Here is an 18,964-nt window from a genome sequence, read left to right as displayed (position 1 = left end):
CAGCTCAACCTCTAGGCCACCTGAGCTTTTGCCATCGGCACCGCGTCGCGTCCCTTCAAGACGTCCATCGCCGCCAACACGCCGCCGCTCCGGTGCGGAATCTTCGCAAGATCGAGGCCCATCTCGACGCCCGCGAGCGTGCCCATCAGCATCAGATCGTTGAAATGGCCGATATGGCCGATGCGGAACACCTTGCCCTTGACCTTGTTCAGGCCGGTGCCGAGCGACATGTCGAAGTTTTCCAGCACCACCTTGCGGAAGGCATCGGCGTCGTGTCCATCGGGAACGCGCACGCCGGTCAGCGCCGGCGAATGTGCGGCAGGGTCGGCGCATTGCGTCTCCAGGCCCCAGACCTTGACCGCGGCGCGCGTCGCGGCGCTGTGGCGCTTGTGGCGGCTCCAGACGTTCTCCAGTCCCTCCTCTTCCAGCATCTTGACCGCTTCGCGCAGGCCATAGAGCAGGTTGGTTGCGGGCGTGTAGGGGAAGGTGCCGAGTTGGTTGAAGCTGATGACCTCCTGCCAGTCCCAGTAGGAGCGCATGCCGGGGTTGGCCTTCGCAACGCTGAGCGCCTTTTCAGAGACAGCGTTGAAGCCGAGGCCGGGCGGCAGCATCAGGCCCTTCTGGGAGCCTGCGACGGAGACGTCGATGCCCCAGGCATCGTGCTCATATTCCATCGAGCCGAGGCCGGAGATGGTGTCGACCATCAAGAGCGCCGGATGCTTGACGCGGTCGAGCAGCTTGCGCACTTCGAGCGGCGGCGTCACGCAGCCGGTCGAGGTCTCGTTGTGGACGACGCAGACCGCCTTGATCGCATGCTGCTTGTCGGCGGCAAGGCGCTTCTCGATCTCGGCGAGGTCGGCACCATGCCGCCAGTCGCTCGGGATGAAGTCGACGTCGAGCTTGAACTTGTCGGCGATGCCGCGCCACAGCACGGCGAACTGGCCGGTCTCGCACATCAGGACCTTGTCGCCGGGCGCGAACACATTGACCATCGCCGCTTCCCAGGCGCCGGTGCCGGACGAGGGGAAGATGATCACGGGCTGCTTGGTGCGGAACACCCGCTGCATCGAGGCGAGAACCGCAAAGCCGAGCTCGGCGAACTCCGGACCGCGATGGTCCAGCGTCGGCATGTCCATCGCCCGCAGCACCCTATCGGGCACGTTGGTCGGTCCTGGAATCTGTAAGAAATGCCTTCCAGTATGCACGGTCATCGGCGTCCTTCCCGGTCTAGCCTTGGTTTGATGGCCGCCGAATAGCACCATTTGACCGGCTTGTCCCCTCTCTAAAGGGGCCGTCCGAGCATGGCAGGCGGGCCTGCCCTCGGATGCCATCCCCCTCCCCGCGAACACCCTCACGTGACCACTTTCAGGTGCGGCGAGGCATTGCCCTGCGGCCGCTGCTCCAGGAGCTTCATCGCGACATCGACGCCGCCGGCACGGTGCGGCACGCCGGCGACGGACAGGCCCATCTCGACGCCGGTGAGCGCGCCGAGCAGCGTCAACGCGTTGCATTCGCCGAGATGGCCGATGCGGAAGACCTTGCCGGCAACCTTCGACAGGCCCGAGCCGAGCGACATGTTGTAATTGTCGAGCACCACTTTCCGGAATTGATCGGCGTCATGTCCCGGCGGCATCAGCACCGCCGTGAGCACCGGCGAGAATTCGGCCGGCTCCTGGCAGAGGATCTCGAGGCCCCAATGATTGACGGCAGCGCGCGTTGCGGCCGCGAGCCGCTGATGGCGCGCAAACACGTTGTCGAGCCCCTCCTCGAGCAGCATCGCGATCGCCTCGCGCAGGCCGTACAGCAGATTGGTCGCCGGCGTGTAGGGGAAGAAGCCTTTTGCGTTGGGCTTGAGCATCTCCTCCCAGTCGAAATAGGAGCGCGGCATCCTGTTGGTCTTGGATGCGGCGCGGGCCTTCTCCGAGATCGCGTTGAAGCCGAGGCCGGGCGGCAGCATGAACCCCTTCTGCGAGCAGCTGACGCTGACGTCGACCTTCCATTCGTCGTGGCGATAGTCGACCGAGCCTAGCGAGGAGATGGTATCGACCATCAAGAGAGCGGGATGCAAGGTGCGGTCGATCGCGGCGCGGATCTCGGCGATACGGCTGGTCGCACCGGTCGAGGTCTCGTTGTGAACGACCATGACGGCCTTGATCGCGTGCGCGGCGTCGGCGGCGAGCCTGGCCTCGATCACGGCCGGATCGGCGCCGCGGCGCCAATCGCCCGGGACGAAATCGACCTCGATGCCGAAACGCCCGGCCATCTGCCGCCACAAGGTGGCGAAATGGCCGGTCTCGACCATCAGCACCGTGTCACCCGGCGACAGCGTGTTGACGATCGCAGCCTCCCACGCCCCCGTCCCCGACGAGGGGAAGATCACGACCGGTCCTTTGGTCTGGAAGATCTTCTGGCTGCCTTCGAGCACGGTCCGGCCGAGTTCGCCGAACTCCGCGCTGCGGTGGTCGATGACCGGCATGTCCATCGCGCGCAGAACGCGCTCAGGGACCGGGCTCGGGCCCGGAATCTGAAGGAAATGGCGTCCCTGATGCATGAAAACCTCCCTTTCGGCGGGTTCTGCTCGGCTCTTTCCGGCTATTTTGCATTCATTTTTTGTCCTTTCAATCAAAATTTGGTATTCGATTGTATCCATCGACGCGACCAAACGGTCAAACTATTGTGCTGCAAATGAAATCCACGATTCCCGACACCGGGGTTCCGATCGCCCCGCCGACCGCAAATGGCGGCGACCGCCAGGACGCCTCGCTTCATGACGAGATCCTCTTGCGGCTGCGCGATTACGTGGTCGAGGGCAACATTCCGGAAGGCGCTCGCGTTCCCGAGCGGCAGCTTTGCGAGATGCTCGGCATCTCCCGCACGCCATTGCGCGAGGCGCTCAAGGTGCTCGCCGCCGAGGGCCTGATCGAGCTCCTGCCCAACCGCGGCGCGCGGGTGCGGCAGCTCAGCCAGCGCGACCTCGAGGAGCTGTTCGACGTGATGGCCGGGCTGGAGAGCCTCGCCGGCCGTCTCGCCTGCGAAACCATTACGGATGCGGAAATCACCGCGATCGAGCAGCTGCATTACGAGATGTATGGCCACTATTTGCATCGCGACATGCACGGCTATTTCCAGGCCAACCAGCGCATCCACGAGAGCATCGTCGCGGCCGCGCGCAACGAGACGCTGAAGACGGCCTACGCCAATTTCGCCGGCCGGATCCGCCGCGTCCGCTACTCCGCCAATTTCGCCCGCAAGCGTCAGCGCTGGGCGGAGGCGATGCGCGAGCACGAGGCGATCCTCGATGCGCTGCGCCGCCGCGCCGGCAGCGAGCTCAGCGACATCCTGTTCCAGCATCTGCGCAACAAGCGGGCGGCCGCGATCGAGCACCTCGCCGAGCCCGAAGAGGGCGCGCCGGCCTCGCCTTAGGCGCCGCCTGGCTTGCTCAATTTGAATTCATAATATAATCGAACGCGATCCATAATGAATAACTCAGCAAGGGTGACCCACCTCGCTGGATCAGGCGGGACTCAGGGATGACAAACGCCTCCTCGCTCGAACGGCGCCTGCGCGCCGAAATGACCGGCGACGTCCTGTTCGACGGCTTCAGCCGCGGCCGCTATGCCACCGATGCCTCGTTCTACCAGATCATGCCGGCGGGCGTAGTCGTCCCCCGGACCATGGACGAGGCCTTGCGGGCGCTGGCGATCGCCCGCGACGAGGGGCTGAAGGTCACCCCGCGCGGAGGCGGCACCTCGCAATGCGGCCAGACAGTCAATGACGGGCTCGTGGTCGATCTCTCCAAGCACCTGAACCGGATCCTGTCGCTCGACGTCGAGAACCGGACCTGCGTGGTCGAGCCCGGCATCGTGCTCGACGACCTCAACCGCCAGCTCAAAAAGCACGGCCTGTGGTTTCCGGTCGACGTCTCCACGGCCTCGCGCGCCACCATCGGCGGCATGGCCGGCAACAATTCCTGCGGCGGCCGTAGCTTGCGCTACGGCACCATGCGCGACAACACGCTGTCGATGGAGGCCGCGCTTGCCGACGGCACGCTGAGCCGCTTCGGCGAAGTGTCGCGCGATCTCTCCGATCTTGGGCCCGGCGACAGCGCACGCGCCCTGTTCCGCGACATGCTCGATCTCGGGGCCCGCGAGGCCGACGAGATTGCGACGCGCTTCCCAAAGGTGCAGCGCCGCGTCGGCGGCTACAATCTCGATGCGCTGGTGCCGCGCAATGCGCCGAACAACATGGCGCATCTGCTGGTCGGCTCCGAAGGCACGCTGGCCTTCACCACCAAGGTCGAGCTGAAGCTGTGGCCTGTGATCCGCAACAAGGCGCTGGGCGTCTGCCATTTCGGCAGCTTCTACGAGGCGATGGACGCGGCCCAGCATCTGGTCAAGCTGAAGCCGATCGCAGTCGAGCTGGTCGACCGCACCATGATCGCGCTCGGCCGCGACATCGCGATGTTCAGGCCAATCATCTCCGCCGCGATCAAGGGCGATCCGGATGCCGTGCTGGTGGTCGAGTTCGCCGAGGAGGACCAGGCGGACAATCTCGCGCGCCTCAAGCAGCTCGGCGAGCTGATGGGCGATCTCGGCTTCGGCTGGAACAACGACACGCGCAAATGGGGCGGCGTGGTCGAGATCACTGAACCTGCGCTGCAGAGCGGCATTGCCGATTTCCGCGCCGCCGGCCTCAACGTCATGATGTCGATGAAGCAGGAGGGCAAGCCGGTCTCCTTCGTCGAGGACTGCGCCGTGCCGCTGCCGCACCTCGCCGACTACACCGCGCGGCTGAACGAGGTGTTTGCCAGGCACGGCACTAGCGGCACGATGTATGCCCATGCATCCGAGGGCTGCCTGCACGTGCGCCCGGTGCTGAACCTGAAGCTGGAGAAGGACGTCAAGGCGATGCGCGCCATCGCCGAGGAGGCCTTCGCGCTGGTGCGCGAATACAAGGGCTCGCATTCCGGCGAGCATGGCGACGGACTGGTGCGCTCCGAATTCCACGAGACGATGTTCGGCGAGCGCCTCGTCGCCGACTTCAGGGAAGTGAAGCACCGCTTCGATCCCGACAGCGTGCTCAATCCCGGCAAGATCGTCGATGCGCCCAAAATGGACGATCGTTCGCTGTTCCGCTTCAAGCCCGACTATCGCGTCGGCGAGCTGAAGACAAAACTCGACTGGTCGGCCTATCCCGGCGCCGGCGGCGGCTTCCAGGGCGCGGTCGAGATGTGCAACAACAACGGCGCCTGCCGCAAGCTCGAAGGCGGCGTGATGTGCCCGTCCTATCGCGCCACGCGCAACGAGAAGGACGTCACGCGAGGGCGTGCGAACACTTTGCGGCTCGCGATCTCCGGCCAGCTTGGTGCCGATGCGCTCTCCTCCGACGAAATGATGGAGACGCTGAAGCTCTGCGTATCCTGCAAGGCCTGCCGTCACGAGTGCCCGACCGGCGTCGATATGGCCAAGATGAAAATCGAGGTGCTTGCCGCGCGCGCCGCCTCTCACGGCCTGACACTGCGCGACCGGCTGGTCGGCTACCTCCCGCGCTATGCCGGCCTTGCCTCACGCTTCGCGCCACTGGCGAACTTGCGCAACAATAGCCCGCTGCTGCGAAAGCTGTTCGAGCGCTTTGCCGGCATCAGCGCGCGACGGGCCCTGCCCGCCTTCCGCGGCGACGTCTTTGTGCCGCCGGCTGAAAGCGTCGGTCCGGAGACCGGCCGCGAGGTTGTTCTGTTCGCTGATACGTTCAACCGCATCTACGAACGCGAAAATCTTCAGGCCGCACTGCGCGTGCTCGCGGCCGGCGGCTATCGCGTGCATCTGCCGAAGCCCGCGAGTGGCAGTCGCCCGCTGTGCTGCGGCCGGACCTTCCTGTCGGCCGGTCTCGTCGATGAAGCCAAGGCCGAGCTCGATCGCCTGGTGGCCGCCTTCGCGCCCTTTGCGGCGCGCGGAGTGCCAATCATAGGCCTCGAGCCGAGCTGCCTCTTGACGCTGCGCGACGAGCTTTCTTCGCTACGCAAGGACAACGATGCCAGGGCGGTCGGCGCCCACGCGCTGACCTTCGAGGAGTTCCTGGTACGCGAGGCCGAGGCCGGCCGGCTGCAATTGCCGCTCGGTACCATCGCTGACAAAGCGATTGTGCACGGCCATTGCCACCAAAAATCCTTCGGCGCCTTCAAGCCGGTCGAGCAGGTGCTGCGCCTCGTCCCCGGCCTTGAGGTCGAGACCATCGAGTCGAGTTGTTGCGGCATGGCCGGCGCCTTCGGCTACGGTGCGGACACCTATGACGCCTCGATCGAGATGGCCGAACTGTCGCTGCTGCCGGCCGTGCGGCGTGCGGACAGAGATACGCTCGTCGTTGCCGACGGCACCTCGTGCCGGCACCAGATCCACGACGGCGCCCAGCGCGAAGCGCTCCACGTCGCCCGCGTGCTGGCGATGAGCCTCGATCGCGCCGACATCAACTCCACTTCTCCAGCTGCAAAGGAACCCAGCCATGGCTGAACTCACGCTCGAAATCGCCCGCAAGATCCTCGACGCTGCCTTCGCCAAGGCCGGCGAGCTGAAGCTGAAGCCGCTGGTCGTCACCATCCTCGACGCACGCGGCGTGCTCAAGCTCGCGGCGGCGCAGGACGGCACAAGCCTGATGCGCGCCGAGATCGCGCACGGCAAGGCCTATGGCGCGCTTGCCATGGGCATGGGCTCACGCGCGCTGTTCCAGCGCGCCCAGGAGCAGGCCTATTTCATCGACGCCGTGAACACCATCGCCAAGGGCGCGCTGGTGCCGGTCCCCGGCGGCGTGCTGATCATGGACGGCTCGACGCTGCTCGGCGCCGTCGGCGTCTCCGGCGACACCTCCGACAATGACGAAGCCTGCGCGGTCGCGGGTATCCAGACGGCGGGATTGAAGGCGAACGCGGGGTAGCTCGTCATTCCGGGACGCGCCCTCTTGGCACAAGGCGGGACGACGGCCCTTCCCCTTGCTCCGTCATTGCGAGCGCAGCGAAGCAATCCAGACAGCCGCCGCGGAAAGATACTGGATTGCTTCGCTGCGCTCGCAATGACGAGCGTTGGAGCATTTTCGCAATTCCTCGCCAACGTCGTCCTGGCTGTCGCCAGGACGACCCAAGAACTTCCCTCACCTCCCCGTCCAGACCGGCTTGCGCTTCTCGCTGAACGCCTTCAGGCCTTCCTTGGCGTCCTCGGTCATCGCGAGCAACGCGATCTGGCTTTCGGTGTAGGCGATGCTCTCGTCGAACGACATCGAGGCGATCGCGCGCATGGCGTATTTGCCGCGGCGGATCGCGGTCGGCGATTTGTCGACGATGCGGCCGATTAGCCAATCGACCTTGGCATCGAGCTCGGCTGTGGGCACGACGTAGTTGAGAAGGCCTGCGCCCAGCGCGGCCCTGGCGTCGAACGGCTCGCCCGTGAGCGCCCATTCGTTGACGAGCCGCGGCGGCGCGATGCGCTGGAGCAGGCTCAAGACCTGCATCGGGAACACGCCGACCTTCACCTCCGGCAGGCCGAAGATGACGTGGTCGGCCGCAATCGCCATGTCGGTCATGCACAACAGGCCCATGCCGCCGGCCATGCAGACGCCGCCGACCCGCGCAATCGCTGGCTTGGTGGAGTTCTGTGACAAACGTAACAGATCAGCATAGTCGACATTTGGTTTGGAATGATCCATCGCGAAAGCCGCGCCGGAATTCTGCAAGTCGGCGCCCGCGCAGAACGCCTTGTCGCCCGCGCCCGTCAGCACGATGACGCGGACGTCCTTGTCGTCATGCGCGTCGCGATAGCCTTTGGTGATACCGGCGATGACGTCGCCGTTCAGCGCGTTGCGTTTCTCCGGCCGGTTGATGGTAATCCAGAACGCCTGCCCGCGCTTCTCGGTGATGACGCCAATGGAGTTGGTCATGGCACGCTCGCTTCCTTGCTCCCGTTTTGCTGTCATTTGCGGCAGGTCGGGCGGCGCACGCAAGGGCAATCTGCAATGCCCTGTCACCATAGCGTGTGGGCGCAACTTCGTTGGTCGATTGAATTACGGGTCGTGGCCGCTATCCTGACGGGAGATTTTGATCACCGATGAGCCATTTCATGCGCGCCGCACTTGTGTTGTTGCTGGCCGGGCTGGTCGTGCTAAGCGGCGGCACCGCCAGCCGCGCGGCCGATGCCGCGAAGATCGCGCTCGTGATCGGCAATGCGAGATATCCGGACAATGAACTCGTGCTCAGCGACGTCGCCAACGACGCACAGGACGTCGCCGAGGAATTGAAGCGCGACGGTTTCGTCGTCGACAGGCAGAGTAACCTCACGGGCGATGCCATGCGACAGGTGCTGGATCGCTTCTACGCCCGCATCGAACGCGGCGCGGTAGCGCTGATCTTCTTCGACGGCTTCGCCATCCAGTCCAACCGGCAGACCTACCTGCTACCGGTCGACGCGCAAATCTGGACCGAGCCTGATGTCTCGCGCGACGGCTTCAGCCTCGACACCATTCTCGCCGAGGTGAACACGCGCGGCGCCGCGATCAAGATCGCATTGATCGACGCCTCGCGCCGCAACCCGTTCGAGCGGCGTTTCCGCCGCTATTCGGCCGGCCTTGCGCCGGCGATCGCGCCGAACAATTCGCTCGTGCTCTACTCGGCCGCGCTCGGCGCGGTCACGGCCAGCGGCAAGACCGATCGCAGCCTGTTCGTCTCCGAGCTGCTCCGCGAGATGCGCGCGCCGAACATCAGCGCCGAGCAGGCCTTGACCAACACCAAGAACGGCGTGGTCGCTGCCACCAACCGCGAGCAGGTGCCGTGGCTGTCCTCCTCGCTGACGACGGAATTCTCATTCGCGGGTACCGTCACGCGACCACCGGACAACAAGGCTCAGGCCAGGCCGGACACCCAGACGCAGGAGCCGCAGAGGCCGGCCTGCGAGGTGCCGCAAGTAGCGCCCGCCCCAACCGCCGACGAGTTGGCAAGAGATCCAGTCATCGCCGACCTCAGTCGCAAGATCGCGGCCAATGCCAACGACCTCGCGTCACGCTACAAGCGCGGCCAGGTCTACGCGATCAAGCGCGCCTATGCGCTCGCCATGCAGGATTTCGACGTCGTGATCCGCCGCGCTCCCAGGGATGGGGAAGCGCTGAACAACCGCTGCTGGACCCGGGCTGCGACCGGCGACCTGCAGGGCGCGCTCGCCGACTGCAATCTCGCACTGCAGGTCAATCCCGGATTGAGCGATGCGCTCGACAGCCGCGGGCTCGTCAACCTCAAGCTCGGGCGGACCACCGAGGCGATCAAAGATTACACCGACGCGATCCAGCGCAACCCGCGCTCCTCATCCTCGCTGTTCGGCCGCGGCGTCGCCACCCGCAAGAGCGGCGGCGACGGCGCCACCGACATCGCGCAGGCGAAGTCGATGAACCCTGATATCGCGAAGGAGTTCGCGGGCTACGGCGTCACGGAGTGCGTGCCTTGAGGCGCGATGATTTAGGGCGTAGCGCTCCGCGAACGCAGCTGCGCTCCTCGGCCGCGCCCGAACGAGCGCCTCGTCCTTCGAGACGACCGCTTTGCGGTCTCCTCAGGATGAGGCTGAGCGCCATCTTTGCCCTGTTGAAATTGCCGCCGCACACTCCGTCCTCATCCTGAGGGCCCACCAAGGGCGGGCGTCTCGAAGGATGGCCGATTAGACGTAAATAGCCTTCCTGATCCAGACCTTGTTGTCGTGGAATGCAGCGCCGCCGATCGGCGCGATGGTGTCCGCGCCCGTCAGCATGTTGATGCCGCGGCCGCCAACATGATTCTTGTTCGGGTGAACGGATTCGGCGACCAGCACGCCGCGCCGCACGCCCTCGAACAGCGCAGCGACCAGCGTGGTCTCACCGCGCGTATTGCCGAGCGTCACCGCATCGCCATCGGCGATGCCCAGCGCGGCGGCATCCAGGGGATGGATCATCACGCTGGCCCTGCCCTCGCGCGCCTGCGAGGATGGCGTCTCGTTGAACGTGGTGTTGAGGAAGCTGCGCGAGGGGCTGGTCGCGAGCCGGAACGGATGGACCTGGTCGGTGTGCTCGATCACCGCCCAATGGTCCGGCAGATCAGGCATCTTGTCGAAATCACCCATGGTCTGGCCGAACGGCGGATGCGCCCAGTCCGCCCTGAAGTGGAATTTCTTGTCGGCATGGGCAAAGCCGTCGAGATAATGCGAGGTGCGGAAATCCGGTTGCAGGTCGCGCCAGAGATCGGCTTCGAGCCCGGCGATGTCGCCGTGGTCGCTGAGCTTCAGCGTCGCATCGATCAATTCGCGCGGCGTCAGCTCGAAGCCCGGATGCTTCGCGCCAAGCCGCGGCGCCAGTGCCTGCAACACCTCGTGGTTGGAGCGGCACTCGCCGGGCGGATCGATCAGCTTCGGCCCGACCGAGATGTGCTGATGGCCACCGCCGTAATAGAGGTCGTCATGCTCCATGAACATGGTCGCCGGCAGCACGATGTCGGCCATCGCGGCGGTCTCGGTCATGAACTGCTCGTGCACCACGACGAACAGATCCTCGCGCGCAAAGCCCTGCCGTACCAGCGCCTGCTCCGGCGCCACCGTCATGGGGTTGGTGTTCTGGATCAGCATCGCCTTGACCGGGCCCTTGCCGTGCAGGGCTTCGGCGTCGCCGGTGAGGATGCGGCCGATCTGCGATTGGTCGAGCGCACGCGTGGTCTTGTCGATGGCGTCGTGGCCTTCGATGATGGATTCGTTGAAGTGCCATAGCGCGTAATTGTTGAAGAACGCGCCGCCGCCTTCATATTGCCAGGCGCCCGTCACCGCGGAAATGCACAGCGCTGCGTGCATCTGAGTCGCGCCGTTGCGCGAGCGGGTGAAGCCGTAACCGAGACGCAGGAAGGTCCGCTTGGTCTCGCCGACGGCCCTGGCAAAGGCCTCGATCTCCGACACCGGCACGCCTGAGATGGCCGAGGCCCATTCGGGCGTGCGCGTCTTCAGATGCGCCTCGAGCTCATCCGGGCAATCGGTATATTTGTCCATGTAGGCGCGGTCGGCATAGCCGTCGCGGAACAGGACATGCATCACGCCGCAGGCGAAGGCGCCATCGGTGCCGGGCCGCAGGATGATCTTGATGTCAGCCTGCTTCATGGTGTCGTTGTCGTAGATGTCAACCGCCGCGATCTTCGCGCCGCGCTCCTTGCGCGCGCGGGCAGCGTGCGTCATCACGTTGACCTGGGTGTTGACGGGATTGGTGCCCCAGATCACCACGAGGTCGGACAGCGCCATCTCGCGCGGATCGACGCCGGCGATCTTGCCGGTGCCGATCGCGAATCCGATACGCGCGACATTGGCGCAGATGGTCTGATAGAAGCGCGAATATTTCTTCACATGGGTGAGGCGGTTGAGGCCATCGCGCATCACCAGCCCCATCGTGCCGGCGTAGTAATAGGGCCAGATCGATTCCGCGCCGAACTCGCGCTCGGCCTGGTTGAAGCGATCGGCGATCTCGTCCAGCGCCTCATCCCAGGAGATCCGAGCAAACTGTCCGGAGCCCTTCGGCCCGATGCGGCGCATCGGAAATATCACCCTTTCAGGATGATGGATGCGCTCGGCGTAGCGGGCGACCTTGGCGCAGACGACGCCGGCCGTATAAGTCTGCTTCTTCGAACCGCGGACGCGGCCGATGCTGCGTCCCTCGACCACCTCGACATCGAGGGCGCAGGCCGAGGGGCAATCATGCGGACAGGTCGAATGGCGAATTTCGATCTTGGCGTGCTGGTTCATGGCCAAATTCGTAACATCAAAATACCTGTCAGCCGAGGCATTTATCCGGCAATGCCCATGCGATTTGCTCAGATCACGTGCGCCGCCGGTTCCTGCCGCGACTGCGAAGGGCGCACGGTCACACCGAAACCGTCCCGATATTCCTGGCAGGATCGACCTTGTGATCCGTCGACAGTTCGTATCCCCTGCCGCTACAGTGCCGGCCAACAAGAACGACATCAGGGAGGTGGGCATGACAGCCCGAAGGTTCATGCTGGCGCTGGCTGCCAGCCTGCTCGGGGCCCTCTCTGCAGTCCCCTCATTGGCTCAGGACTATCCCACCCGCGCGGTCCGGATCGTGGTGCCCTTTGGCGCCGGCGGACCGGCGGACGTCGCGGCACGGCTGATCGGCAACGTCCTCCAGGAGAGCTTTGGCCAGCCTTTCGTGATCGAGAACCGCACCGGGGCTGGCGGTGTGATCGGCACGATCGAAGCGGCGAAAGCACCCGCCGACGGCTACACGCTGTTGATGATGTCCAACACCCAGACCGCGAATGAATCGCTGCTGACCCTGGACAAGCGCAAATATGAATTGATGCGCGACCTCGTGCCGATTGCGCCGGTGAACTATTCCGACCTCGTCATCGTGGTGAACCCGCAAGTTCCCGCGAAGACACTGCAGGAGTTCATCGCGCTCGCCAAGGCGCAACCGGGCAAATTGAACTACGCCTCTTCCGGCCAGGGCACGCCCTATCACATGGCGGGCGAGCTGTTCAAAGCCATGGCCGGAACTGACATCGTCCACGTCCCCTATCGCAACAGCGGCGAGGCACGCAGCGGCGTGATCGGCGGACAGGTACAGATGATGATCGACGCCGTGCCGGCGATGGCCCCGAACATCGGCGAAAACCAGGTCCGCGCACTCGCCACCACCGGCAAGCAGCGCTCGGCGGTGCTGCCGAACGTGCCGACCGCGATCGAGGCCGGAGTGCCCGGCTATGAGGCGACGATCTGGCTCGGCCTGATGGCGCCCGCGGGGACGCCGAAGCCCGTCATCGACAAGCTCAATGCGGCCGTCAACGCAATGGTGAAGCGACCCGACATCGTCAAGCTCTGGACCGAGCAGGGTGCCGTCCCCATGTCGATGACACCGGAGGAATTCGAGAAATTCCTGCGCGGCGACATCGAGAAATGGGCCGACGTCGTCAAGAAGTTTGACAAGAGCTGAGGTCGTAGAGCGAGAATGTCCGCCATCCAATTCCAGCTCAACGGCGCGGCGACGGCCGTGGACGTCGATCCCGATCGGACGCTGCTCGATGTGCTGCGCGGCCGGCTCGGCGTCACCGGTGCACATTTCGGCTGCGGCGCCGGTGAGTGCGGTGCGTGTCACGTCATGGTCGAGGGCCGCGCGCTGGCCGCCTGCGACATGCCGATGTGGTCGGTCGCGGGCAAGGACGTCGTCACAGTGGAAGGCCTCGGCACGGTCGAACAGCCGCATCCGCTGCAACGCGCCTTCATCTCCGAGCAGGCGATGCAATGCGGCTATTGCGTCTCGGGAATCCTGATCAGCGCGGCGGCGCTGCTCAAGCGCAATCCGTCGCCGACGGAGGCCGAGGTCAGAGCGGCGCTCGATCGCAATCTGTGCCGGTGCGGATCGCATAATCGTATGGTCCGCGCGGTGATGCGGGCCGCATCGGAGATGGCGACGTCATGAATGTGCCGTCCCCTGCCCCGAAGCTGCCCGTCAGCCTCGCAGCCAATCCAAGGCTGTCGTCCTGGGTGAGGTTTACCGAAGGCCGGGTGGCGATCTCGCCCGGCAAGGTCGAGATCGGCCAGGGCATCGTGACGGCGTTGGCCCAGATCGCCGCGGACGAGCTCGATGTCGATATTGGGCGCATCGAGATGATCCGCGCCTCGACGGCGGCCAGCCCTAACGAAGGCGTCACCTCCGGCAGCCTCTCGATCCAGCAATCCGGCCGCGCGCTGCGCCATGCCTGTGCCGAAGTCCGCCAGCGCTTCCTGACCGCGGCATCGGAACGTCTCGGCGTCGATGCGTCGCTGCTCGATATCGACGACGGCACGATCGCGGGACCCGGCAATGTCAGGACCAGCTATTGGGAGCTCGCTGGTGACGTCTCGCTCGACCACGACGCCACCGCGGGCGCGACAGCGAAGAGTGCCGCCGAGCGAGCCATCGCCGGACACTCGGTCCAAAGGGTCGACATTCCCGACAAGGTGTTCGCGCGACCGCGCTTCATCCACGACTATGCGCTGCCGGGCCTTTTGCACGGATGCGTACTACGGCCGGATGTCTCGGGCGCTAAATTGATTGCGCTCAATGAAGAGGCTGCGGACAACGTTCCAGGCCTCCTCACGATCGTCCGCGACGGCGGCTTTGCCGGCGTCGTTGCCGACAGCGAGGCAGCGGCGGAAGCCGCGCTAAAAGCCCTGGGCAAGGGCGCGACTTGGTCGGCCGGCGAGCCGCTGCCCGACGAGGATGATCTGGCGAGCTTTCTGAGGAGCCAGCCGGTCGAGACTGATGTCATCGACACCAGGACGGCGACGACGGACAGGCCGGCCCAAACCCTGCGCCGGCAATACACCCGCCCCTACATCGCACACGGCTCGATCGCGCCATCCTGCGCCGTGGCGCAATGGAATGGCGATCGCGTCCATGTCTGGACCCACAGCCAGGGCGTCTATCTGCTACGCGCCGATCTTGCGATCGTGCTCAAGCTGCCGGCCGAGAACATCGTCGTCGAGCATATGGAGGGCGCCGGCTGCTACGGACACAACGCGGCCGATGACGTCGCGCTCGATGCGGTGCTGCTGGCGAAGGCTGCCGGCGGCCGTCCGGTGCGGGTGCAATGGTCGCGCCACGACGAGATGTCCCACGCGCCGTTCGGCGCGGCCATGGCCATCGAAATCGAGGCCGATCTCGATGCGGGCAACGAAATCATCGGCTGGCGCCATGCGATCTGGAGCAACGGCCACGCAGCACGGCCGGGACGCGCGACGCAGCCCGCGCTGCTTGCGGCGACCGAGATCGCAAACCCCTACCCGCGCATGATCTCGACGAATCCGCCCGCGGCGAATGGCGGCGGCGGCGATCGCAACTCGGTGCCGCTCTATGACCTTCCAGCCTGGACGGTCATGAGCCACCGGCTGCTGACCATGCCGGTGCGCACCTCGGCGCTGCGGACGCTCGGCGCGCAAGGCAACGTGTTCGCCATCGAATCCCTGCTCGACGAGATCGCCGCCCTGCGCGGCGAAGACCCGATCGCGTTCCGTTTGCGGCATCTGCGCGACGAACGCGCCAAGGATGTCATCCGCGCCGCAGCGCGGCGCGCCGCGTGGAAGCCGCAGAAGCAGTCCGGCATCGGCCATGGCGTCGGCTTTGCCCGCTACAAGAACATGGGGGCCTACTGCGCGGCGATTGCCGAAATCGAGGGCACTGACGACATCCGCGTGAAGCGATTGACGCTTGCGGTCGATGTCGGCGAGGCCATCAATCCGGACGGCGTCATCAACCAGATCGAGGGCGGTGCCATCCAAGCGACGAGCTGGGTCCTGAAGGAGCGTGTTCGCTTCGACCGGTCGCGCATCATGTCGACCTCCTGGACGGACTATCCGATCCTGAAATTCAGCGAGGTGCCGGCGGTGGATGTCGAGATCATCCAACGGCCGGAGATCGAACCGGTCGGCGCCGGCGAAGCCGCGCACGGTCCGGTGACGGCGGCGATCGCCAATGCGGTCTACGACTGCCTCGGCGTGCGCGTGCGCGACCTGCCGATCACGCGCGACAGGATCATTGCAGCCGCGGAGCTTGCATCGTGACGACAGTGAACATCTTGAGCGGCGGCGCAGCGCAAGGCCTGGTGCGCGGCCTCACCGACGCCTTCAAGGCGCAGACCGGCTTCGGCATCGACGGCGAATTCGGCGCGGTCGGCATCATGGCCGACAAGCTGCGCGCGGGAACGCAGGCGGATCTCGTGATCCTGACCCAGGCGCTGCTTGCAAAGCTCGCCGCGGAAAAGCTCGTCATCCCCTCTTCGATCGCCGATGTCGGCCGGGTCGAGACAGCGCTCGCGGTCCGCAACCGCGATCCCAGGGTGACGGTGAAGACCGAAGCCGATCTGCGTGACGTGCTGCGCGGGTCTGATGCGATCTACGTGCCCGATACCAAGGCCTCGACGGCAGGACAGCACGTTGCAAAGGTGCTGGACCAGCTCGGCATCGCCTATGAGACCGCGTCACGCCTCAAGGTATTTCCGAACGGCGCAACCGCGATGCGGGAGCTTGCTGCGTCCACCGCGCAACGGCCGGTCGGCTGCACGCAGGCGACCGAGATCATCGCGACCGAGGGTATCGCGCTGTCGGGGTCGCTGCCACCGGGCTGCGAGCTCGTGACGATGTACACCGCCGGCGTCACCACGCGGGCCGCCCATCCGCAAGAGGCCGCCGCGCTGATCGCGTTGCTGACCGGCGCAGACCGGAAGGAGCTGCGCCGGCAAGCGGGCTTTACCGGCTAGATGCCGGCGACGCCCTATTTGTGCAGCTGGGTGAGACCGGTCGGCGGGCCGTCGACGGCAGTCCAGCCGCCATCGACGAACAGCGTGCTGCCGCTGACATAGCTCGCGGCATCCGAGGCGAGATAGGCCACGGCGGTGGCGACCTCGTCGGCGCTGCTCCAGCGGTTGAACACGGTGTGGCCGGCGTAGAGATTGTAGATGTCGGGCCGCTGCTTGAACGGGCCGGTCAACGCGGTCTCGGCGATGCTCGGCGCGATCGCATTGACGCGCACGCCGGCGTGGCCGACCTCGGAGGCAAAGCCCTTCACCAGGAGGCCGATCGCCGCCTTGGTCGAGCCGTAGACGCCGAGACCCGGCTCGATGGTAACTGCGCGCACCGAGGAGCAGGCGATGATGCTGCCGCCCTTCTGCTCGACCATGATGCGGCCAAAGGCCTGGAAGAACCAGACCGTGCCCTTGACGTTGAGATTCAGCACGCGATCGAGATCCTCCTCGGTATAGTCGAGGATGGTCTTGCGGATGTTGAGCCCGGGCGTCGTCACGGCGATGTCGAGTCGCGAAAATTTCTGCATGACGGTTTTGGCGAGCGCGTTGACGTCCGCAGCGCTTGCGGCGTCGCAAGCCGCTGCCTCCGCCCAGCCACCCTTGTCGCGAATGCCGGCGGCGGTCGCTTCCGCGGCGTCGCGTGCGCGATCGGCGCAGACGACCCGGGCGCCGAGCCCGGCCAAGGCCTCGGCCGACGACTTGCCGATGCCGGATGCGGCACCGAGGACGACGGCGGTCTTTCCGGTGAGATCGAAGAGCTTGCGATAGTCCGTCACGAACGAAGTCTCCCTGTAGCTGCTAGCCCTTGTACCCCATCAGCAGGCGGGGCAGCCACAGCGAGAATGCAGGGACGTAGGTCACGAACATCAGTGCTGCGATCAGTGCGGCATAGAACGGCAGGATGGTGCGCATGACCGCGCCGACCGAGATGCCGCCGATGGCGCAGCCCACGAATTGCGTCGTTCCGACCGGCGGGGTATTGAGCCCAAGCGCGCAGTTGATCAGCATCAGCATGCCGAACTGCACCGGATCCATGCCTGCCTTCATCGCGATCGGCAGGAAGATCGGGGTGCAGATCAGAATGGTCGCGGCCATGTCCATGAACGTGCCGAGCACGAACAGGATGACGTTGATGAGTAGGAAGACGACCCAGGGCTGCGTCGACACCTTGCTCATCATCTCGCCGGCGAGGTCGGCCACCTCGTACAATCCCATCAGATACTGGAACATGGTGGAGACGCCGATCAGCAGCAGCACGACGCCCGTCGTCTTCACCGCCTTGGCGGCGGCGCGCAGGAAATTGCCCCAGGACATGGTGCGGTAGATGAAGAAGGTCAGCAGAATCGTATAGGTGACCGCGACAGCTGCGGATTCGGTTGCCGTGAAGACGCCGGACAGGATGCCCGCCAGGATGATGCCGACGATCAGAAGCCCCGGCAGCGCGGCCGCCAGCGAGCGGAAAACCTCGGGCCAGCCCGGAAACTTGCCGGCCGGATAGCCTCGCTTCACCGCGACTGCATAGGCGGCGACCAGCATGCAGACCATCAGCACCATCGCCGGCAGGAGGCCGGCCGCGATCAGCGCGCCGATCGAGACCTTGCCGCCGGCGGCCAGGGCATAAATGATCATGTTGTGGCTGGTCGGCATCAAGGCTCCGACCAGCGAGGCGTGGGTGGTGACGTTGACGGCGTAGTCGGTATCGAAACCTTCCTTCTTCATCATCGGAATCATCACGGCGCCCATGGCCGACACGTCGGCCACGGGCGAGCCCGAAACACCGCCGAACAGGGTGCAGGCGACCACGTTCGACATGCCGAGCCCGCCGCGGATGTGCCCGACGAGATTCTTGGCGAGCTGCACGATCTTGTCGGCGACGCCGCCATGCAGCATCAGCTCACCGCTGAAGACGAAGAACGGAATGGCGAGGAACGAGAAGATGTTCATCCCCGACATCATCTGCTGGAAGATGACGGCGACCGGCAGGCCTTCGTAAAGGATGGTGCAGATCGCCGAGAGGCCGATCGCGAAGGCGACGGGAACGCCGAGGATGAGGAAGCCGAAGAACGTGGCGCCGAGGATGATCAGTTCCATGAGGGGACGACCTCTTCGCCGCGGAGGAGAGCAATGATGTGCTCGATTGAAAAGGAGACGATCAGGAGACCTGAGGCGATCAGCGGCACGTAGCGGACAACCTCGGGCAGGCCGAGATTGGGGATATGCACGGTCCCGACCGACGCGCCGAGGATCCAGCCGTTGTAGACCATCGCAACGCCGAACACGGCCACCAGGACGTGGATCAAGAGCTCGATCTTCTCCCGCACGTGATCCGGGAGCATGACCAGCAAGCTGTCCATGCCGATGTGTCCGGCATCGCGCACGCCGACGGCGGCGCCGATCAGCGTGACGTAGAGGATCAGGACCAGCGCGAGGTTCTCCGTCCAGGTCGGGCTGGAATTGAGCACGTACCGCCCGAACACCTGGTAGAACACGATGACGACGATGGCGAGCAGGCCGGTCACCGACAGATACATGCCCAAGCGAGCGACGGGAGCATTGATCCGCGACAGCAAGCCGGTCGACGGGCGTCCGGCGACCTCCTGCTCGTGGCTTGCGACGTGTGGGTCTGTCATGCGC

The 18,964-nt window shown here is 65.3% G+C and carries 15 protein-coding genes; 8 read left to right on the top strand and 7 right to left on the bottom strand.

Annotation, left to right across the window (positions count from 1 at the left end):
- Nucleotides 1-11: 11 nt before the first annotated feature.
- Nucleotides 12-1,211, bottom strand: a complete 1,200-nt coding sequence (locus tag NLM27_RS05790) for an alanine--glyoxylate aminotransferase family protein (protein ID WP_254142433.1) — start codon at nt 1,209-1,211, stop codon at nt 12-14.
- A 140-nt stretch (nt 1,212-1,351) separates the two neighbouring features.
- Nucleotides 1,352-2,551 carry an alanine--glyoxylate aminotransferase family protein gene (locus NLM27_RS05785; protein WP_254142432.1) on the bottom strand — a complete coding sequence of 400 codons (1,200 nt, stop codon included), beginning with the start codon at nt 2,549-2,551 and terminating at the stop codon, nt 1,352-1,354.
- A 134-nt stretch (nt 2,552-2,685) separates the two neighbouring features.
- Here NLM27_RS05785 and NLM27_RS05780 point away from each other — a divergent pair, with 134 nt between their 5' ends.
- The 3 genes from NLM27_RS05780 to NLM27_RS05770 all read left to right on the top strand — a co-directional run bounded on the left by NLM27_RS05780 (nt 2,686) and on the right by NLM27_RS05770 (nt 6,927).
- Entirely contained in the window at nt 2,686-3,423 is a 738-nt protein-coding gene (locus tag NLM27_RS05780) for a GntR family transcriptional regulator (protein WP_254142431.1), read from the top strand.
- 107 nt (nt 3,424-3,530) lie between these two features.
- Nucleotides 3,531-6,506 carry an FAD-binding and (Fe-S)-binding domain-containing protein gene (locus tag NLM27_RS05775; protein WP_254142430.1) on the top strand — a complete coding sequence of 992 codons (2,976 nt, stop codon included), beginning with the start codon at nt 3,531-3,533 and terminating at the stop codon, nt 6,504-6,506.
- Entirely contained in the window at nt 6,499-6,927 is a 429-nt protein-coding gene (locus NLM27_RS05770; protein ID WP_254142429.1) for a heme-binding protein, read from the top strand. Before NLM27_RS05775 ends, NLM27_RS05770 begins: the two co-directional genes overlap by 8 nt.
- Nucleotides 6,928-7,140: 213 nt before the next feature.
- Here the strand turns inward: NLM27_RS05770 and NLM27_RS05765 are convergent, their stop codons facing one another.
- Nucleotides 7,141-7,923, bottom strand: coding sequence for an enoyl-CoA hydratase/isomerase family protein (locus NLM27_RS05765; RefSeq protein ID WP_254142428.1), 783 nt, complete (start codon nt 7,921-7,923; stop codon nt 7,141-7,143).
- 179 nt (nt 7,924-8,102) lie between these two features.
- Here NLM27_RS05765 and NLM27_RS05760 point away from each other — a divergent pair, with 179 nt between their 5' ends.
- On the top strand, nt 8,103-9,476 hold the full coding sequence (locus tag NLM27_RS05760; protein ID WP_254142427.1) for a caspase family protein: 1,374 nt from the start codon (nt 8,103-8,105) through the stop codon (nt 9,474-9,476).
- 207 nt (nt 9,477-9,683) lie between these two features.
- Here the strand turns inward: NLM27_RS05760 and NLM27_RS05755 are convergent, their stop codons facing one another.
- Nucleotides 9,684-11,774, bottom strand: a complete 2,091-nt coding sequence (locus NLM27_RS05755; protein WP_254142426.1) for a molybdopterin oxidoreductase family protein — start codon at nt 11,772-11,774, stop codon at nt 9,684-9,686.
- Between the two features lie 232 nt (nt 11,775-12,006).
- On the opposite strand from NLM27_RS05755, the gene NLM27_RS05750 reads away from it, so the two are divergent.
- The 4 genes from NLM27_RS05750 to NLM27_RS05735 are packed head-to-tail and all read left to right on the top strand — an operon-like array spanning nt 12,007 to nt 16,285.
- The gene (locus tag NLM27_RS05750) at nt 12,007-12,981 is read left to right on the top strand and encodes a tripartite tricarboxylate transporter substrate binding protein (RefSeq protein ID WP_254142425.1); all 975 of its coding nucleotides are present in this window, start codon (nt 12,007-12,009) and stop codon (nt 12,979-12,981) included.
- Nucleotides 12,982-12,996: 15 nt separating this feature from the next.
- On the top strand, nt 12,997-13,467 hold the full coding sequence (locus tag NLM27_RS05745) for a (2Fe-2S)-binding protein (RefSeq protein WP_254142424.1): 471 nt from the start codon (nt 12,997-12,999) through the stop codon (nt 13,465-13,467).
- Nucleotides 13,464-15,590, top strand: a complete 2,127-nt coding sequence (locus tag NLM27_RS05740; protein ID WP_254142423.1) for a molybdopterin cofactor-binding domain-containing protein — start codon at nt 13,464-13,466, stop codon at nt 15,588-15,590. The genes NLM27_RS05745 and NLM27_RS05740 overlap by 4 nt, the downstream gene beginning before the upstream one ends.
- Nucleotides 15,587-16,285, top strand: coding sequence for a substrate-binding domain-containing protein (locus tag NLM27_RS05735; protein ID WP_254142422.1), 699 nt, complete (start codon nt 15,587-15,589; stop codon nt 16,283-16,285). Before NLM27_RS05740 ends, NLM27_RS05735 begins: the two co-directional genes overlap by 4 nt.
- Nucleotides 16,286-16,299: 14 nt before the next feature.
- On the opposite strand, the gene NLM27_RS05730 is transcribed toward NLM27_RS05735, so the two are convergent.
- Genes NLM27_RS05730 through NLM27_RS05720 form a run of 3 tightly spaced genes read right to left on the bottom strand, consistent with a single transcriptional unit; the run spans nt 16,300 to nt 18,960 of the window.
- Complete coding sequence (locus NLM27_RS05730) at nt 16,300-17,106, bottom strand: SDR family oxidoreductase (RefSeq protein WP_254142421.1); 807 nt, start codon at nt 17,104-17,106, stop codon at nt 16,300-16,302.
- Nucleotides 17,107-17,128: 22 nt separating this feature from the next.
- A complete protein-coding gene (locus tag NLM27_RS05725; protein ID WP_254142420.1) occupies nt 17,129-18,421 on the bottom strand; it encodes a TRAP transporter large permease in 1,293 nt (430 codons plus the stop codon).
- Nucleotides 18,412-18,960: a TRAP transporter small permease gene (locus NLM27_RS05720; protein ID WP_254142419.1), complete on the bottom strand. Its 549-nt coding sequence runs from the start codon at nt 18,958-18,960 to the stop codon at nt 18,412-18,414. Before NLM27_RS05720 ends, NLM27_RS05725 begins: the two co-directional genes overlap by 10 nt.
- Nucleotides 18,961-18,964 lie beyond the last annotated feature (4 nt).

This window comes from Bradyrhizobium sp. CCGB12, from assembly GCF_024199845.1.
Classification (GTDB): domain Bacteria; phylum Pseudomonadota; class Alphaproteobacteria; order Rhizobiales; family Xanthobacteraceae; genus Bradyrhizobium.
This window is presented reverse-complemented; position numbering and strand designations above follow the sequence as displayed.

Coding starts and splice junctions, on each gene's coding strand:
- NLM27_RS05790 (WP_254142433.1), bottom strand. CDS start 1,211: ATGACCGTGCATACTGGAAGGCATTTCTTACAGATTCCAGGACCGACC.
- NLM27_RS05785 (WP_254142432.1), bottom strand. CDS start 2,551: ATGCATCAGGGACGCCATTTCCTTCAGATTCCGGGCCCGAGCCCGGTC.
- NLM27_RS05780 (WP_254142431.1), top strand. CDS start 2,686: ATGAAATCCACGATTCCCGACACCGGGGTTCCGATCGCCCCGCCGACC.
- NLM27_RS05775 (WP_254142430.1), top strand. CDS start 3,531: ATGACAAACGCCTCCTCGCTCGAACGGCGCCTGCGCGCCGAAATGACC.
- NLM27_RS05770 (WP_254142429.1), top strand. CDS start 6,499: ATGGCTGAACTCACGCTCGAAATCGCCCGCAAGATCCTCGACGCTGCC.
- NLM27_RS05765 (WP_254142428.1), bottom strand. CDS start 7,923: ATGACCAACTCCATTGGCGTCATCACCGAGAAGCGCGGGCAGGCGTTC.
- NLM27_RS05760 (WP_254142427.1), top strand. CDS start 8,103: ATGCGCGCCGCACTTGTGTTGTTGCTGGCCGGGCTGGTCGTGCTAAGC.
- NLM27_RS05755 (WP_254142426.1), bottom strand. CDS start 11,774: ATGAACCAGCACGCCAAGATCGAAATTCGCCATTCGACCTGTCCGCAT.
- NLM27_RS05750 (WP_254142425.1), top strand. CDS start 12,007: ATGACAGCCCGAAGGTTCATGCTGGCGCTGGCTGCCAGCCTGCTCGGG.
- NLM27_RS05745 (WP_254142424.1), top strand. CDS start 12,997: ATGTCCGCCATCCAATTCCAGCTCAACGGCGCGGCGACGGCCGTGGAC.
- NLM27_RS05740 (WP_254142423.1), top strand. CDS start 13,464: ATGAATGTGCCGTCCCCTGCCCCGAAGCTGCCCGTCAGCCTCGCAGCC.
- NLM27_RS05725 (WP_254142420.1), bottom strand. CDS start 18,421: ATGGAACTGATCATCCTCGGCGCCACGTTCTTCGGCTTCCTCATCCTC.
- NLM27_RS05720 (WP_254142419.1), bottom strand. CDS start 18,960: ATGACAGACCCACACGTCGCAAGCCACGAGCAGGAGGTCGCCGGACGC.